Origin of the sequence: Bacillus sp. FSL K6-2944 (genome assembly GCF_038005385.1) — a bacterium.
In the GTDB taxonomy this organism is placed as follows: domain Bacteria; phylum Bacillota; class Bacilli; order Bacillales; family Bacillaceae_G; genus Bacillus_A; species Bacillus_A cereus.
Map to the genome: position 1 here is coordinate 1,330,516 of NZ_JBBOTE010000001.1, position 17,906 is coordinate 1,348,421.

The window sequence follows — 17,906 nt, forward strand, 5'->3', positions numbered from 1 at the left end:
TTTAATTTTATATAAAAGGAGAATATATTCTTTATATAGAAATAAGTTTGAGGTTATAAAGCATGATGTACGAAAGGAGCAAGGAAGTGATTAAACTAGAAAGCTTTAAGAAATCTGATTTTAAACAATTAATAAATTGGATTAATTCCGAAGAATTTCTAATACAATGGTCAGGAAATGCATTCACATTTCCTTTAGATGAACAGCAATTAGAGAAGTATATAGAAAGTGCAAATACACTCGCTTTCAAAGTGGTAGATGAAGAGACTTCAGACGTTATTGGACATATTTCGCTTGGCCAAATAGATAATATTAATAAGTCCGCTAGAATTGGAAAAGTATTAGTTGGTAATACGAAGATGAGAGGACGTTCTATAGGAAAACATATGATGAAAGCAGTACTTCATATTGCTTTTGACGAATTAAAACTACATAGAGTAACTCTTGGTGTGTATGATTTTAATACATCGGCCATTTCATGTTACGAAAAAATAGGGTTTGTAAAAGAAGGCTTATTAAGAGAGTCAAAAAGAGTAGGAGAAACGTATTGGAATTTATGGGAAATGAGTATGTTAGAATATGAATGGAAGAAGTAGCAACGATAGTAATTTATAATTATATTATGTTAATAAAGGGGTTTGGTGGGTATAGTGGATAATAAAACAAAAATAATTTCAATTGCAGCTGTTTCGGGAGGAGGTAAAACTACAATTACAGAAAGATTAAAGCATAAGTTTAAAAACTCAAAAGCTCTATATTTTGATAGTTATACATTTGATAACTCTCCTGCTGATATTTGTAAATGGATTGATGATGGGGCGAATTACGACGAGTGGGTATTAACACCATTAATTCATGATATTGAGCAACTTATACAAAATAATACCTTAGACTATATTATTGTAGATTATCCTTTTGCATACTTAAATAGTGAGATGCGAAAATTCATTGATGTAACTATATTTATTGATACGCCTTTAGATATTGCGATGGCTAGAAGGATTTTGCGAGATTTTAAGGAAGGTACAATAGATGAAATACATAATGATTTGGAACATTACATGACATATGCGAGAAAAGCTTATTTAGAGGCAATTCATACTGTTAAGCCGAATTCAGATATCATATTGGATGGTTCTTTATCTGTAAGTGAAATAATTAATCACGCTGTAGAGGAACTTGGCCGAAGAGAAGTGATTGTCAATGGTTAAATGTATAACAGATGCTGTTAGGTGGATAATTGAAGTAAGAGAGAGATAAATGTGTACACTTTATTTCAATATAATTGGCAAGTAAGAGATGATTGGTTTAAGTGGTGTGAACAACTTTCAGAGGAAGATTTACTTTGCAAACTGGGGGTATTTTAGAAACATTATTTCATATTGTAGATGTAGAGTATAGTTGGATTAGTGCTCTTCAAGGATAAGAAGATAGAGAACCGCAATTTAAAGATTATCAATCGATTCAAAAAGTGAAAGCGTTATCTGATTTATATAAACGAGAACTTGAAGTTTTTTTTGCAGTCATGATCATCTAGCCTAGAATGCTAGCACACTTAAAATAAGCCGTATAAAAAGTTAATCATTGTGTGCTTTGATTATATAACGTCGGCGAAATAAATAGTGTGAGGGACAGCTATTCTAACAAGTATTTTATGTAACGTTCGTATATTTAAATTTTCTTGTAATTAATCGAATTCTAATTTTTTAGAAACGGATAATGAGGTATGGGTGGAGCTCTTTTTTATTGAATAAAATGGGTTAATTTTTCGGATTTTCATTACAATATAAAAAATAAAATTTAAATTTTGTTTGTTTTTAAGAAAAGGTGAGAAGAAAATAAAAAAAGAGGGCTAATGCCCTCTTTTTTTATTAATTTGGTAATTAATCACAGATTGGTATCCCAAGCACTCTTAGAGCTAATGCTACTTGAAGGGAAATCTCTAATCTAGCAATTTCAATACCAGCTACTGAAAGAACTAAAAAAGGTTGTCCGTTTACAAATACAACGCAACTATCCATAGTTAAGCCTCCTTTCTAGTAATCTACTATAGTATATGAGTAGAACTTTAAAGTGTAATAGTTCAATTGTTGGATTTAATAGAATTAATAGATTAACCCATTTAAACTAAACAAACGAACACAACGAAAGGAAACAGAGATGGATGTATGCCTCAAAAAACATAGGTTTTAAGACATGTAATGGGATATTAAATTTATCATATTGGTCAGCTATCTATATGGGCGAGAGAGTTAAACTTGCAACCAGTTTCAGCAAATTTGCTTGGAAGAGGATGATAGAATTAAAAACCGACCTGCATCTCAAGCGCAAGTCGGTTCTATATATAAGAAGATTTCTTAATTGAAATCCTCGGATTTTTTCTGACGTATATGTAAAAACATTAAGGTGGTAATGATTAAAAAAATCATTATAGTTTGTATAATTAAATTTTTAAACTGAAGCAATATTGTCCAAGATGTAAGGGCGTCTTTAAAAGCTTGGAGTGCAGAGTACGAGGAAGGATCAAAACCATACTGTAGCAACTTTTTTGTTTCAATAAATGAAATGTTTTCTTCATCTGCATCTAATATTACTGAAATTAGTCTAGTATCTCCAAGTTTTGCTGTACTGACAAAACTATAATTACCGTTAGTTGAAAAACTAGTTTGTAAGCCATCAACACCTTGAAGTTTAATGTTTTCATTAAGGGAATATATCATTTTATTCGTATTGAAAACCTGGGAATCTTTGAAGGTAAATTGGTAAGAGGTTAGTTTCGTAATATTCAATACATCTGGAAAATCTTTTACTAATCGTGCTGCTAGTTTAGCTGCGTCTATCGCTGTTGTAGTTGATTGTTTATTTGTATTATTATTAATTCCAGTAGAGTTTAGAAATGGAGATGGTTGTAATAACTTTAGTTCTTTTGCTTTTTTATTCATTAATACTGTAAAGTTATCTTCATTTCCAGCAATGTGTTCTGCTAGAGCGAGTGCAGAACGATTATTCCCTGCCAGTAGCAATGCATGAAGTAAATCACGAACCGTTGTTTTATCATTCGATGTTACTTGTATAGGGCTTGTTTCTACTCGGAAAACTTCGTTACTTATTTGTACGAAGTCATCTAACTGTATCTTTTTATCATTTAGTTGCTCCAATACGATATATTCTGTCATTAATTTAGATAAAGCAGCTGATTGTACTGGGGTTTCTTCATTTTTTTTATAAACAATTTCACCTGAATTAGCATTTATTAAAATAGCTGATTTAGCTTGAATAATCGGACCATTTACATAAAGATAAAAATATAAAACGATAAGTGCAGTAATAAAAAAAGATAATAATAAAATAGCGAATTTCTTTAAGAATTGCATAAGCGATCCTCCTATTATGACATCAATAATAGTATTGTAAAAAGGAATGCTTAATTAGGAAGAAAGAAAAGGTAAAGAATTTCTAAAGAATTATAAAGGATTATTAAATTTAGGGTAATTATGGAAAAAGTTCAATTTCTTATATGGTAAGAAATTGAACTTTTTATTTGTAATATTAACATTTGTATGGGAGTAGTTTTACAGTGAATGTTGTTTTTTCGTCATCACTATATACTTCAATTGTTCCTTTATGCAATTCGACTATACTTTTTGCAATTGCTAATCCAAGTCCAGATCCACCAGTGTTTGTAGAGCGAGATTTCTCAACGCGATAAAAACGTTCAAAAATATGAGGTAAATCCGTACTAGGAATAGGTTGTCCGTAATTTGTTATATCAATTGTAATCATATTATTACTTTCATAAGCAGTAAGGTCAATATAGCGACCTTCGCTTCCATAAGCGATAGCGTTTATAATAAGATTTTCAAACACACGCACTAATTTGTCACCATCAGCTAATACCATGAGCTTTTGAGACGGGAAAGAAGGCCGACATTCTATATTAGCTTCTTGAACCTGTATGCGGAATTGAACAGTTAATTGTCCAAGTAACTCTACAATATCGATAGGAACAGAATACAAGCTTAATTCTTTATTTTGAACACGTGTATATTCGAACAAGTCATTCATTAATGCATTAAGACGAGTTACTTTATCGTAAATGACTTGAATATAGTATCGCAATTCCACTTCATCTCTATAATTATCATGATGGATTAAATTTACGTATCCAACTATAGAAGTAAGGGGAGTGCGTAAGTCATGTGATACATTTGTAATAAGTTCACTTTTTGCTTGTTCCGCTTGTCTTTCTTCATCAATTGAGACTTTTAATTGTTCAACAATTTCATTGACCCCGATTGCTAATTCTTCTAGATAATTATGATTTACAATAGAAACTTTATGATTGAAGTTTCCATTTGCAATATAACGAATTTCTTCTATCATTTTTTTTATACAAGTTTCATAATAAAGTTTTTTCTCGTGACGATAAAAAATGTAAAGATAGGATGAAAAAATAGAAAATAAAAACAAATAAGATACAATCATCATCCATAAAGACTCTTTAATCCCTTTATACTTTTCATAACCAAAAATTCGAATGAATTCTTTACCGAGTTCGGTTAGAGTAAGTGAACTTTCAATTACACTCGTAACGAGGCGATAAATAATTAGTTCAGTAATAGGAGTGAGTGTGATAGCTAATAAAAGCCAAAAAATAAGTTTCCATTTAGGAATATCTTTTAATATATCAAATGCTTCATTTCTCAATTTTATAGCCAACTCCCCAAACAGTATGAATAAATTTTTCTCCATTTATTACTGTTTCAAGTTTATCTCGTAAGTTGCTAATATGGACCATTACCGTCTTATTTGAACCATAACCATCTTCATTCCAAACGCGTTCGAAAATTTCTTCTGAACTAAATACTCTTCCTGTATTACTCGCAAGTAAATATAAAATATCGAATTCAATAGAGGTTAGTTTAATGTACTCTCCATTTACTTTAACTGTATGATTATGTTTGTGTATTTCAACAGAGCGAATACGAATAATACCATCTTCATTCTTTTGCGAAGTAGCATTTTGGAAAGAGGATCTTCGTAATAAAGCTTTCACTCTAGCTACTAATTCTAATGGATTGAATGGTTTGATCATATAATCATCAGCACCTGTCATAAGGCCTAATATTTTATCCATATCTTCTGCTTTTGCACTAAGCATTAGAATTGGTACAGTATTATTTTCACGCACTTCCTGACAAACTTCTAATCCGTTTCGTTTTGGCATCATAATATCCAAAATCATAAGGTCAACTTCATATGTAGAAACCTTTTGCAATGCTTCATCGCCATCATAAGCTTTATAAATGTTATAGCCTTCATTTCGCAAATAAACAGCAAGTAATTCAACAATTTCTTTATCATCATCAATAATTAATATATTTTTATTCATTGTGTAGTTCCTTTCCTTACAAATCATCAACATTACTATAATATCAAACATTTATGTACTTGTAGCGATGATTATGTATAAAATTTCATGTAACGTATTAAAAAGGAGTAAAAAGATTAATAACGAATATAAAATAACAAGGATATTTAGATTCTACATTATAATGAAAGTTAGTTATAAGGGGGATTTTCTATGTTATGTAATGATATATATTCATTTACTCCAACTGGAAAAATAGACAATGATATTAAAGCTTTTCTACTAAAATATAATAAAGAGTTTACATATAAACATTCAATTCGTGTGGCAAATGAGGCAAAAAAGATTGCAGAAAAGTTTCACGTAGATAAAGAAAAAGCAGCAATTGCAGGATATTTACATGATATTAGTGGCATTTTTCCAAACGAGGAGCGGATTGCAGTTGCTGAAGAATTTGGTGTAGAAATAGTGGAAGCGGAAAGAAAGTTTCCTATGATTATTCATCAAAAATTATCGAGGGTAATCGCAAAAGAAATATTTAAAGTCGAAGATGAAGAGATTTTAAATGCAATTTGTTGCCATACAACGTTGCGTAAACATGCAACGAAGATGGATTTAGTATTATTTGTTGCAGATAAAATAGAATGGGATCAAAAAGGGACACCACCATATTTAATAGAAATAAAAAAAGAATTGGGAAAATCTTTGGAAAAAGCAGCTTTTGTATATATTTCATATTTGTGGGAAAGGAAAGATACATTGAAAGTTATACATCCGTGGCTAGAAGAAGCATATTGGGATTTAAAAAGAATTGTACAGTAGAAAGGACAAGGAAATGCAATTAAAAGAATATATGAATCAAACATTTCCAGGAGTTACATTAGGACCCTACTTATATTCTCAGTGGGAAAATCATTTACATTTTGATTTCGGAAAAGATAAATATCAAATTGTAGAAGGAACCGACGATTTAAATATGGAATACTTTTCTCAACTTTGAAGACATATTTTCAAAAGAAGATGTAGTGTTTGTAGTGACAAATGTTTATAGATTTAAAAAGGAAAACATAAAAACTTCACAGAAAATAAATATATACAATAAATATATTAAGAAAAGAGATTTAAGATTTCATATAAGATAAGAAACGTTACCGTTTTTATTTGAAGATGAAGAAGCAGATTTATCCCGCTATTTGCCGGGCAGTAAGACCCCCCACTGATTAAAGTTTCACTTTATATTGTACATATCAATTTTCTTTTAAATGTCTTGCGGAAGATATTAAATATGAACCGCTGATACAAGCTGCTAATCATGAGGATTTTTCTGATCTGTATCTTCGATTTGGACGAAAAAAAGAAATCTCTTATCCAGATGTATTTCTCATAAATGCAAAGAAAGATATTGTGATGTTTATGTATGATGATAGAGGATGTGAAGTAATTGCGAAGAATAAAGAAATAATACGAGATTCATATAAGAAATACAAAGAATGGATTCCAGATTATGAACGAGAAAGTATAGATAACTTATTTAAATGACAATAGGGGAAGTGAAGCGTGTAATGAAACGTATTGCAATTGTATCTGCATGGGAACCAGAACTGACGTATTTGCATCAACATTATCCGAGTGAACGTGTTGAAAAAAGAGCAGCTTGGGAATTTCATTTTCATACTATTAATGAGCTGGAAATTATATCAGTTGTTACTGGTGTCGGTAAAGTAAGCTGCGCTAGTTGTGTACAATTGTTAATTAGTGAGTTTCAGCCAGATGAGTTGTTTATGACAGGAAGATGCGGAAGTTTATCAAACAAGGTGAAAAACGGTCATATTGTAGTGGCACTAAACGCAATACAACACGATGTTACTGCAGCTGGCTCAGGGGAAGATGTTTTTAATTTATATAACGGTAGAACAGCACCTATTGAAACAACAAAATCACTTGTAAGAAGAATAAAAAAAATACGATCATATGATCCAATACATTTCGGTACATTTTTATCCGGAGATCAACGTATTCGTAGTTCAGAAATGAGATATTTACTCCATACCGTATATGGAGCATTGGCAGTTGATCAAGAAGTAGCAGCTTTCGCCTATGTGTGTCAAATAAATAAAAAACCATTTCTCTGTTTAAAAGCTGCTTCAGATCAAGCAAATGATAAAACGAAAGAAGAACAAAAAATTTTTAAAATGCTAGCATGCGAAAGAGCATGTGAGCATTTAATTGCCTTTTTACGTGTTTATGAGATTAATGTAGTAAATAATAGATAGTTAGAGGGTTTTAAGCTTGGAAACTACAAATAAAATAGCTATTTTGGGTGCGAATGGAAAAGTCGGGAAATTCCTCATAAATGAAGCATTAGAACAGGGATTTCAAGTGAAAATATTAACGAGAAATTCTAAAAATATGCCGATAAATAATGAGAATATAGAGGTTATCATTGGAGATGCCCGTGATTTTTCTTCAATCCAGGAATTACTTCAAGGTTGTAGAGCTGTGATTAATGCTGTCGGTCAACCGAAAAATGAATCTTATATTTTTAGTACAGTTACAAAGCATATTTTAAAAGTAATGAAGGAATATGAAATAAAACGTTATATTCTTATTTCTGGTGGCTCTATAAATGTTGTTGGAGATCAGAAAGGGATTGTAAATAAAATGGGGGCTAACTTGTTTAAATTATTTTTACCAAAAATGATGCAAGATAAATATAAAGAGTTACAAATTCTCCAAAGTAGTGATGTAGATTGGACGGTTGTTAGATTACCATTTGTTATAGAGGGGAATGGTATAGGAAATATAAAAGAGAGTTTAGTGGATATGCCAGGAATTAAAATTCAAAATGGAGATATTGCACTGTTTGTTATAAAACAAATGAATAGTGGGTTATATGTAGGGAAATTTCCGTTCATTTCAAATTAAGAGCTGAAATTTATAATAGATGGAATATATTATATGGGTACATGTTGAGGTTAATACAAGCAATTGGAGGGCAATTTTATATGATTCAATATAAAAGGTGTAGTGAAGTGAATATTGATTTAGTATATGAAGCTTTTAAAGATGGATTTTCCGATTATATTATTAAGATGGAAGTTTCAAAAGGGGATTTTATACACCGTTTTTTGGGACCAGAAGGTAATTTGCTAGAACATTCTTTTCTTGCTTTAGACGGTGACAAATCAGTTGGCGTAATATTAGGTGGCATAAAGGATTATGAAAGTATTAAGACTATGCGCTGTGGAACATTAGCGGTTCATCCTAATTACCGCGGTATTGGTGTGAGTCAAAAATTATTTGAACTGCATAAAGAAGAGGCGATTCAACATGGATGTAAGCAACTTTTTCTCGAAGTCATTGTAGGAAATGACCGAGCGATTCATTTTTATAATAAGTTGGGCTATGAAAAAGTGTACGATCTTTCTTATTATAATTTAAATGATTTGACTAAAATAATGAATAAAGATTGTAAGGATATTGAAGTAAAACAATTAGAATTTCCAACTTTTAAAGATGAAATTCAGAAATGGTTAAACTTCCATATAAATTGGCAAAATGATATTGATTATATCAAAAAAACAAATAATGTATTTTATGGTGCATATGTCGATAATGACTTAAAAGGCTCTCTATGTGTAAATAAACAAGGTAAAATTAGTTTTATTTTCGTAGACAAAGATTATAGAAATATTGGTGTTGGGATGAAATTATTAGAAGTAGCAAGAGAAGAATTAAATTTATCAAGTTTATCAATTGGGTTTCCTAACAATAATTTACTGGAAGGTTTTCTTAAGAAATGTGGATTTGAAAAGAATTCTTTAGCGCAATATGAAATGTATTTATTACTCTAAGAGCGGAAAGATTTATTCTTTTCGCTTTTTATTTTGCTGTTATGTTGGTAAATGCTCCGCAACTATAATTTATAATGAGAGGGATTTTGTTTATCCTTAAGTTATTTTTTAAATTGTCAATTTCATGCTAATAATTTTCTTTGTATAATATTCTAATTTTATGTAGAATAGATACGATGGGAGGGGATGAAATGAATAATGGATTAAAGTTTAAGATTTTTGAATTGCATTGTCTCGTTCAAAAGACTTATTCTGATATTAAAATAGCGTGTGATATTGCTATTTATCAAGAAAACACTTCTAAATATTTAATTTCATTAGGATTTTTAAATAAATCATATATGACTTATATAGAAGCAAAAAGATTCTATCGCGAAAATGAAGAGCTTGTAAGTGTAGAATTTGATAATTTCTTTGATATGTATGAAAAATTAGAAAACGAATTAAAACAAGTTATTTCAACTGAAGATAAAAATCCTTCATTGTTACATAGCAGACTTGATCAGTTTCAGCAGAAAGTTGAAAATATAAATGACCTAATAAAAGTATTGCAAAATGCTCGTTAATGAATGCTTTTTTCTGTTTGTATAGAAATTATGTATTAAAAACATTTTAGGGATATTACATATTGAAGAGGTGGCTTTTGTAGATTACAAAAGTCATCTTTTTATGTTAGGAATAGATTGTATACATTTTAGCAGTTTCATATAAATAATAGAAATTTATACGAGGTAAATATCATGGGAAATAAAAAAGAAATAGCTATAGTTGCATTAACAACAGGATTCGTTTTAACAAGTGTAACACCATATGGAGTAGGTCATGCAGAGGAACCTGGTCATTGAAATTCAAGAGGATTCGTTCCGTACAGGTGATCTGACACAACCATCAAAAAAGGCACCAGAGAATGTAGTGAAAGATGCACTTAAGGAAAATACGGAGCATGCTTTGTCTCCAAAACAAGTTAGTGCAGAAACAGGAGTAGATTACAAGGTTCTTCAAAAACGTGGTTCTTATGATGGAACTACACTTGTGCGCATACAACAAATATATGAAGGAAAAGAAGTATATGGCCACCAGTTGACTGCTCACGTAGATAAAAAAGGTATTATTAAAAGCATTTCAGGAGCTAGCGCACAAAATTTAACACAAGAAGATTTAAAGAAACCTATTAATTTATCAAAAGAAGAAGCAAAACAATATATTTATAAAAAGTACGGAAACGATACTAAATTTATTTCTGAGCCAGAAGTTAAGGCAGTTATTTTTGTTGATGAAAATCATGGGCAGGCTAGCAATGCATATCAAGTTACATTTGCTGCTACAACACCAAATTATGTATCTGGAACTTATTTAGTGAATGCTCATAATGGTGAAATGTTAAAAGATATGGTACAAGAATCAAGTTTGAAAATAAGTGAAGAGTATGTTGAATCCGTTAAGGAAAATAAAACTAGCAATTTTACATCATTAACTGGAACAGGAAAAGATGATTTAGGCGTAACTCGTACATTTGGTATTTCTACACAGACCAGTGGGAATTATGCGCTTGCTGATTACACAAGAGGACAAGGAATTGAGACATATGATGTAAATTATAGAGATATTACAAATGAAGAAAGTTATTATCCTGGTATACTAGCAACTAGTGTTTCAACAACATTTAATGATCCAAAGGCGGTAAGCGCTCATTTCTTAGCAACAAAGGTATACAATTTTTATAAAGAAAAATATAAGCGTAATAGTTTTGATAATAAAGGAAAAAAAGTAGTTTCAGTTGTACATGCATGGGATTCTGGAGGAACAAATGATCCTGAAAATTGGGAGAATGCATTTAGTACTAATATTAATAACATTAGTATGCTTTTATATGGAGATCCCATGGTAAAAGCGTTCGATATAGCCGGTCATGAATTTACACATGCAGTTACATCAAGTGAATCTAACCTTGAATTTTCAGGAGAATCTGGGGCAATTAACGAGGCATTATCGGATATTATGGGAACGGCTATAGAGAAATACATAAATAATGGGGAATTTAACTGGACAATAGGAGAACAAACTGGATCGACTTTTCGTAATATGAAAAATCCAACTGCAATTAATTTTTCAGAAGGACTACCGTATCCGGATGATTATAGTAAATATAATGATTTAAATGGAGAGGATTATGGAGGCGTTCATTTTAACTCAAGTATTATTAATAAAGTTGCGTATTTAATGGCACAAGGTGGTACTCATAACGGTGTAAATGTAAATGGTATTGGTGAAGATAGAATGTTTGATATTTTCTATTATGCAAATACTGATGAATTAAATATGACTTCTAATTTCTCTGAATTGAAATTGGCATGCCTTAAAGTGGCAACTAATAAATATGGAGCGAACTCAATTGAAGTTCAAGCAGTCCAAAATGCTTTTGATGCGGCAAAAATTACAGGAACGGTGAAAGAGAACGAAAAAACAGCAGAAAACCAAGCTCCAGAGTTAACTGTACCGTTTACGATTACACTACGTGTAGGTGATACGTTTGATCCAATGAGAAATGTAAAAGCTGTTGATAAAGAAGATGGTGATTTAACAAATAAAGTAAAGCATAAAGGCGATGTAGATACTTCAAAACCAGGTACATACATTGTGGAATACATGGTTGTTGATTCTCAAGGGCGGAATGCAACGGCAACACAGACTGTAATTGTAGAGGGAAATGGAGAAACATCAGATTTAGAACCTAAATTAACAGTGCCTGTTGGAGCGACAATTCATGTTGGAGATTCATTTGTTCCAATGGCAGAAGTATTAGCTATCGATAAAGAAGACGGTGATCTCACTTCTAAAATCAAAGTTGATGGTGAAGTAGATACAACTAAAGCCGGTACTTACGTATTAACGTACACGGTTACAGATTCTAAAGGTCATGAAGTAACGGCGAAGCAAACTGTAACGGTCAAAGTTAGAGAAGAAGTTAAAAATGATAAACCAATACTAAAAGTACCTGCTACAACTTCAATTACTGAGGGTGATCAATTTGATCCATTGGTAGGGGTATCAGCTACTGATAAAGAGGACGGTGACCTTATTTCTAAAGTAGCGTATGAAGGAACTATAGATACAACTAAAGCTGGTACTTATGAAATAATATATAGTGTTAGAGATTCCGTGGGTAATGAGGTAAATGCAATACAAAAAGTATTAGTGAAAGATAAAGAAACTAGCAAAGCTAATGGCCTTGCTAATAAGGAAAATAAGAGTAATATCCCAAACAACAGTAATAGCGATAAAAAAGAATATACATATAAGGAGCTTCCAAAGACGGGTGTAAGTACAACTAACAGTGCAGCAATCGGCATATTGATGATTATTACAGGCACAGTACTCACTTTTGTTCGCAAATTTAGAAAGATACAAAAATAATAGTAGGGATCATTCGTTTGAAGAAAAGAGTTCATTATTCAAAAGAAATAAAGTAGAAAGTAAGTAAAACAAAATATGGATTTTTTACTTAATAAGATTTTAGTAGTTAAGCGGTGCATTTGGCTTCTATAAAAATTTGTAGTTGGATCATGTTCTGTCTACAAAACTACATTACATAAAAAACACGTTACTATTCTCATTAAAATAAAAGAATAGTAACGTGTTTTTTGGTTTGGAAAAAGCATAAATCCTATAGTTCATGAATCTGGGAGTGCTTCTAATCTGCCATTGATGAGTTACTGAAAACATTTTGTTTTAATGGAAGTTTCACTCTAAATGACAACATGAGATTTTCGATATTTACCAGGTGTTTCATTGGTGAATTTTTTAAAAATTTTAGTGAAATAACTTTGATCGCTAAAATTAAGCGAAGCGCATATGTCTGATAAAGGATAGGTGGTGAAAGTTAATAATTTCTTTGCTTCTTCTATTCGTTCACGTTGAATGTACTCAATTAATGAAATACCGACTTCTTTTTTAAATAATATAGATAAATAATCTGAATTCACATTTGCAAATTTAGCAACTTGTTTAACAGATATTGGATTGTAAATATTTTTAAAAATGTAGTTTTTGCAAATAGCAATAGTCTGTGAATGTTGCTGTGTTTTTTGTGCCTTTACACGGTCTGCAAAGGTACAAAAAGCATTTTTTAATAAATCCCAAACAGATTCTTTGTCTTTTAAATCTTCTGTTCTTTGAATATGTAAATCATAAATTTTGTAAGCAATCCCAGATGGAAGTCCCCCTTTTATCGCATATCTAGTAGCGAGCGTGATGGATGAAATACAAATGTTTTTATGACGTCTTAATTGATGGAATGAAGATAAAGATGAAAGAGTCTCTTGTTGGAATTCGTAATAATATTTGAGTACGGTTTCTTTATCCCCGTGTTCTATAGAACTAAGTAGTTGCTGCTCTATATATAAATTATGATAAATGGATTCGTCTTTTTGCATTGAAATATATACATCTTCGTTTAAGATGCTGCTATGACTTATATGAAGTGAGTCACTGTTATTTGAAAAGGTGCTTACATCTGAATTTTTTTTATAGAGAATGCTATAGAACAATATCGCTATATTTACAAAGAAATTTTGATCTTTGACTGACAATGAAAAATAATGGTCTCTTGTTCTTTTATAATTTGGAATAAAATTAAGGTTACTATCCGCTTTACTTGTAGAAGAATTCACATGTGTCAAGGGCCCAATAATAACAGTACCGTTCACCATATAATCGCTCTTTATGTGAATTAAAATAAAGTGCCCTAGATATTCGTGAGTTCTGAAGATGGGGGAATTATATGTATCATTTCTCTGAAAAAGCATATGTAACTGTTCTATTTTTGATGTATACAACGAATGTGAATCACTTTTTGATGTGAATTCTAAAAGAATATTTTTGTTACAATCTAAAAAACAAACTGGAATTTCAAAATATTGAAAAAACATATTGCAAATGTACTCTATCTCAACTAGACTGAGTTTTTTAGTCATATTCTTCCTCCTTACAGTTATGCGTAATAGTTAAATAAACATATATTCCTTTTTCATAAGTAGATACGGAAAACCTTTATCAATAAAAAATATAAATAAAAGTTATAAACTTCTAAGAATAATACCATAATTTAACATGAATAGCACGTATTATTTGAATATACAGGTAATAGTTTTGGACAGTAACGTAAAATATGAATCGTCACACTTATTTGTTGGTTATTACTTATATGTATTAAAAAATGATTAAGATTGGATTTTAAATAGGGATAGGAAGTGAGAAATGAATAGATTGACAGTAAGTGAATAGTCGAAATTAGCGGTGAAAGCTATTGTGTAACAAATGTAATGATTCTTGAAATAGGGATATACGTGTAATTTAGGGGAGAAAATTACATATATCATGTGGAGAGACAACGTAATAATAGAAGATAAGAAAAGTGAATAAGTGATTGTAAACAATGGATTGTTGGACGACTATGTTTTATGTTATTCGTTTAAATCTGATACTTGGCACACTATTGCTTTTAAGAAGGTAATAGTAATAAAGAAATTTTTAAAATGATAGAAGTAGTAAAGGGGATAAGAGAAATGAAAAAAATATTTAGTGTGCTTTTAGTGTTATTCTTAACATTTTCTACATGGTCTAGTGTATTAGTAAAGGCAGATTCACCATCTAAAGGTACTTTAACGATTCATAAGTATGAACAAGAAAAAGATGGAGCGCAGGGACTAGAAGGTGACGGTTCTGCAAATCAAGAGGTGCCAAAGGATGTGAAACCATTAAAAGGTGTAACGTTTGAAGTAAAAAGGGTTGCTTCTTTTGAAAAAATTTCAAACGATGGGAAAATCGTAAAAGAAGACGTGAAACCTGTAATGGGAGCCACTCCAAATCAAGTAGTAACAGATGATAACGGACAAGCTGTATTAAAAGATCTTCCACTAGGACGTTATGAGGTGAAAGAAGTGGCAGGACCTCCACATGTTAATCTAAATCCCAATACGTATACAGTGGATATTCCATTAACAAATAAAGAGGGTAAGGTGCTAAACTATGATGTTCACATGTATCCCAAAAATGAGATTAAACGTGGTGCAGTGGATTTAATAAAAACTGGTGTAAATGAAAAAGCATTAGCAGGTGCAGTATTCTCTTTATTTAAAAAAGACGGTACAGAAGTGAAAAAAGAGTTAGTAACAGATGCTAATGGTCATATTCGCGTGCAAGGATTGGTGTATGGAGAATACTATTTCCAAGAAACAAAAGCTCCGAAAGGCTATGTAATAGATCCAACTAAACGTGAGTTTTTTGTTAAGAACTGTTTAGTGCAAAATAAAAGTACAGAGTCGAGCAACGATTTTGTACATAGATAAAGTGCATAAAAAAAGGCTTGTCAGCTCTTAATAAATCCCTTACTGTTTTCGTTACCACACGAAACAGGAGGACTAGAAAGGATGCTAACAATGCCTGAAATTCATTATATCAAACATTTAAGAGAAAATGATGATTTAAGTATTTCTGAAATTGCAAGAAAACTAGGAAAGAATTGGAGAACTGTCAAAAAGTATGCTGATGAAGAAGTGTATCCTTCGGATACTGGTCCAGTTTGTACAAAAACAGGAATGATGTATGATAGTGAGTTTGGTGAAATTGTAGATTTATGGTTAGAGGAAGATAGTAAGCTTCGCCGTAAGGAACGAAGAACAAGTAAAAAGATATTTAATCAATTAAAAACAGAATATAAGTTTCAAGGTTCGTATCGAACCGTATGTGATTATATCCAACATCGAAGACCACAGATAAAAACAGCAAAAGAAAAACGTTACGAACGATTAGAACATCCTCCTGGAGAAGCACAAGTTGATTTTGGAAATATGACAGTTGTCAAAGATGGAGCATATAAAGATATTAAAGTACTATTGTTAAGCTTTCCCCATAGCAATACAGCATTTGCTTATCCATTACCAGCTGAAAATAAGGAATGCTTTTTAGAAGGCTTAAAACAGCTATTCCATCAAGCAGGTGGTGTACCAACACATCTTAGGATTGATAATCTATCCGCCGCTGTAATCACCATAGGAAAAGGTGAAAATCGTATTTATACAGAAGCGTTTTTACAATTTCAAATGCATTATAACTTTGAAACACAACCATGTAACCCTTATAGCGGGCATGAAAAAGGTAATGTTGAGCGTAAAGTTAGTTATACACGTAATAATTGGTTTACAACTTCACCGGTTATGGAAAGTTTTTCACAACTTGCACAGTGGCTAGAAGTACAAGCATTAGAGGATCAAAAACGACCGCATTATGATAAGAAAATCATGATAGAGGAGTTGTGGAATGATGATAAAAATGCATTAAAGCCATTGCCTTTAGAAGACCTATCGGTCTTTTCACTAGATACTACAACTGTAAATAAATATGGAGAAATTACAGTAGATCAAGAACGATTTGTTTTACGCAAAACAAATGTCAAACAAGTTATTGTCATAAAAAAAGAATGGGATCAATTTACATGTTTTACTTCTGAAGGAGAAGTAATCTTTAAAGAATATAGACCTTACATGCATACAAATAGGCCCATTCCTTGGGAAGAAATTTTTGAAGATTGGGAAAAGAAACCACGTGTAGTACGTTATTCAAGATATTTTAAATACTTACCTATGAGAGTTCAGGATTATCTCCTCTTCCAAACGGAAGAGCGTAAATCACGCTTAGTAGGGATAAAAAGATTGCTCAAAAAGTATTCTTTACAACAATTACATGTTGTTTTAGAAAATGAGGATTGGCTATCAAAAACCCCTTATGAACTTGATGGCATATTACAAGCGAAACAAGTAACTTATCCGCAGAAATGGGAAGAGAAACACACACCATCTGTTTTAGTGGATTATGAAACGGATTTAGAACAATACGATCGGAAACTCTGTCCAACTTTAGAGAGGAGTTCATTTTCACTATGATACACAGAAACCTACAAGAAGCTTGTAAAGTATTACATTTGAGTTCTATTCTAGAGCATTATGATGAAGTTGTATTTGAAAATAAAGAACAATTCTTACAGGATATTTTAAACTTAGAAATTGAAGCTCGACAAAGTAAAAAAGTATCAACTTTAATAAAAAAAGCAAAATTTAGAGAGTTAAAGTGGTTGAAAGATTATGAATGGGGTGAACAAATTCATTTACCTTCTACGACAAGCAAAGAACATATTAGTGAGTTGCGATTTTTTGAAGGAAAACAGAACCTTTTATTACTCGGATCTCCTGGAACCGGAAAAACACATTTAGCAACAGCTTTAGGTTTAAAGGCCTGTGAACAAGGATATCAGGTAAAGTTTTTTCGAGTAGCTGATTTAGTAGGCATATTAGAAGAAGCTTTAAAACAAGGGAATCTAACTCGTATAAAAAAACAAATTGAATCATGTGATCTCTTAATTTTAGATGAACTAGGTTATGTACCGTTTCAAAAGCAAGGAGCGGAGCTCCTATTCCATATTATTGCCGACTGTTATGAGCAAAAAAGTGTGATAGTTACTTCGAATTTAGAATTTGGTCAATGGAATCGTATATTTGGTGATAATCGACTTACTTCTGCATTGGTGGACCGTTTGGTCCATCATGCCCACATTATTGCATTTACGGGAGAAAGCTATCGTTTACGCAATGCGTTGTCTTCTGGAAACACTAAAATTACTATTTAAA

Annotated in this window: 14 protein-coding genes and 5 pseudogenes; 14 read left to right on the forward strand and 5 right to left on the reverse strand. The window is 31.4% G+C overall.

Annotation, left to right across the window (positions count from 1 at the left end):
- Positions 1 to 62 precede the first annotated feature (62 nt).
- From MHH55_RS06725 to MHH55_RS06735, 3 genes and pseudogenes are all read left to right on the forward strand, one after another.
- Positions 63 to 596 carry a GNAT family N-acetyltransferase gene (locus MHH55_RS06725; protein WP_000990082.1) on the forward strand — a complete coding sequence of 178 codons (534 nt, stop codon included), beginning with the start codon at positions 63 to 65 and terminating at the stop codon, positions 594 to 596.
- Between the two features lie 45 nt (positions 597 to 641).
- On the forward strand, positions 642 to 1,211 hold the full coding sequence (locus MHH55_RS06730) for an AAA family ATPase (RefSeq protein WP_000513268.1): 570 nt from the start codon (positions 642 to 644) through the stop codon (positions 1,209 to 1,211).
- Positions 1,212 to 1,262: 51 nt separating this feature from the next.
- Positions 1,263 to 1,525 (forward strand): annotated as a pseudogene (locus MHH55_RS06735) (DinB family protein); the annotation flags it as partial.
- 358 nt (positions 1,526 to 1,883) lie between these two features.
- Here the strand turns inward: MHH55_RS06735 and MHH55_RS06740 are convergent.
- A complete protein-coding gene (locus MHH55_RS06740) occupies positions 1,884 to 2,021 on the reverse strand; it encodes a DUF3956 domain-containing protein (protein WP_000376554.1) in 138 nt (45 codons plus the stop codon).
- Positions 2,022 to 2,186: 165 nt separating this feature from the next.
- Between MHH55_RS06740 and MHH55_RS06745 the strand changes: the two are divergent.
- Positions 2,187 to 2,297 (forward strand): annotated as a pseudogene (locus MHH55_RS06745) (DinB family protein); the annotation flags it as partial.
- Between the two features lie 60 nt (positions 2,298 to 2,357).
- Here MHH55_RS06745 and MHH55_RS06750 read toward each other — a convergent pair.
- The 3 genes from MHH55_RS06750 to MHH55_RS06760 all read right to left on the reverse strand — a co-directional run bounded on the left by MHH55_RS06750 (position 2,358) and on the right by MHH55_RS06760 (position 5,392).
- Positions 2,358 to 3,374, reverse strand: coding sequence for a D-alanyl-D-alanine carboxypeptidase family protein (locus MHH55_RS06750; RefSeq protein ID WP_001160045.1), 1,017 nt, complete (start codon positions 3,372 to 3,374; stop codon positions 2,358 to 2,360).
- 175 nt (positions 3,375 to 3,549) lie between these two features.
- Positions 3,550 to 4,707: a sensor histidine kinase gene (locus tag MHH55_RS06755; protein ID WP_001243312.1), complete on the reverse strand. Its 1,158-nt coding sequence runs from the start codon at positions 4,705 to 4,707 to the stop codon at positions 3,550 to 3,552.
- Positions 4,697 to 5,392, reverse strand: a complete 696-nt coding sequence (locus MHH55_RS06760; RefSeq protein ID WP_001038807.1) for a response regulator transcription factor — start codon at positions 5,390 to 5,392, stop codon at positions 4,697 to 4,699. Before MHH55_RS06760 ends, MHH55_RS06755 begins: the two co-directional genes overlap by 11 nt.
- A 192-nt stretch (positions 5,393 to 5,584) precedes the next feature.
- Here MHH55_RS06760 and yqeK point away from each other — a divergent pair, with 192 nt between their 5' ends.
- The 7 genes and pseudogenes from yqeK (at position 5,585) to MHH55_RS06795 (ending at position 12,639) form a co-directional block, all read left to right on the forward strand.
- Positions 5,585 to 6,193: a bis(5'-nucleosyl)-tetraphosphatase (symmetrical) YqeK gene (gene yqeK, locus MHH55_RS06765; protein ID WP_000882441.1), complete on the forward strand. Its 609-nt coding sequence runs from the start codon at positions 5,585 to 5,587 to the stop codon at positions 6,191 to 6,193.
- Between the two features lie 13 nt (positions 6,194 to 6,206).
- Positions 6,207 to 6,910, forward strand: a pseudogene (locus tag MHH55_RS06770) (DUF3885 domain-containing protein).
- Positions 6,907 to 7,644, forward strand: a complete 738-nt coding sequence (mtnN, locus tag MHH55_RS06775) for a 5'-methylthioadenosine/S-adenosylhomocysteine nucleosidase (RefSeq protein ID WP_139362550.1) — start codon at positions 6,907 to 6,909, stop codon at positions 7,642 to 7,644. The pseudogene MHH55_RS06770 and the gene mtnN overlap by 4 nt, the downstream one beginning before the upstream one ends.
- 16 nt (positions 7,645 to 7,660) lie before the next feature.
- Positions 7,661 to 8,296 (forward strand): SDR family oxidoreductase, encoded by a 636-nt coding sequence (locus MHH55_RS06780; RefSeq protein WP_000450432.1) that lies wholly within the window; start codon positions 7,661 to 7,663, stop codon positions 8,294 to 8,296.
- An 80-nt stretch (positions 8,297 to 8,376) separates the two neighbouring features.
- Positions 8,377 to 9,225: a GNAT family N-acetyltransferase gene (locus MHH55_RS06785; RefSeq protein WP_075677043.1), complete on the forward strand. Its 849-nt coding sequence runs from the start codon at positions 8,377 to 8,379 to the stop codon at positions 9,223 to 9,225.
- 191 nt (positions 9,226 to 9,416) lie between these two features.
- On the forward strand, positions 9,417 to 9,791 hold the full coding sequence (locus MHH55_RS06790) for a hypothetical protein (protein ID WP_001059024.1): 375 nt from the start codon (positions 9,417 to 9,419) through the stop codon (positions 9,789 to 9,791).
- A 174-nt stretch (positions 9,792 to 9,965) separates the two neighbouring features.
- Positions 9,966 to 12,639, forward strand: a pseudogene (locus MHH55_RS06795) (M4 family metallopeptidase).
- A 332-nt stretch (positions 12,640 to 12,971) separates the two neighbouring features.
- Here the strand turns inward: MHH55_RS06795 and MHH55_RS06800 are convergent.
- Positions 12,972 to 14,198: a helix-turn-helix domain-containing protein gene (locus MHH55_RS06800; RefSeq protein WP_139362562.1), complete on the reverse strand. Its 1,227-nt coding sequence runs from the start codon at positions 14,196 to 14,198 to the stop codon at positions 12,972 to 12,974.
- A 591-nt stretch (positions 14,199 to 14,789) separates the two neighbouring features.
- On the opposite strand from MHH55_RS06800, the pseudogene MHH55_RS06805 reads away from it, so the two are divergent.
- The 3 genes and pseudogenes from MHH55_RS06805 to istB all read left to right on the forward strand — a co-directional run.
- A pseudogene (locus tag MHH55_RS06805) lies at positions 14,790 to 15,518 on the forward strand (MSCRAMM family protein); the annotation flags it as partial.
- Between the two features lie 135 nt (positions 15,519 to 15,653).
- Positions 15,654 to 17,165 carry an IS21 family transposase gene (gene istA, locus MHH55_RS06810; RefSeq protein ID WP_078188121.1) on the forward strand — a complete coding sequence of 504 codons (1,512 nt, stop codon included), beginning with the start codon at positions 15,654 to 15,656 and terminating at the stop codon, positions 17,163 to 17,165.
- On the forward strand, positions 17,162 to 17,905 hold the full coding sequence (gene istB / locus MHH55_RS06815) for an IS21-like element helper ATPase IstB (protein ID WP_172404313.1): 744 nt from the start codon (positions 17,162 to 17,164) through the stop codon (positions 17,903 to 17,905). Before istA ends, istB begins: the two co-directional genes overlap by 4 nt.
- Position 17,906: the final 1 nt, after the last annotated feature.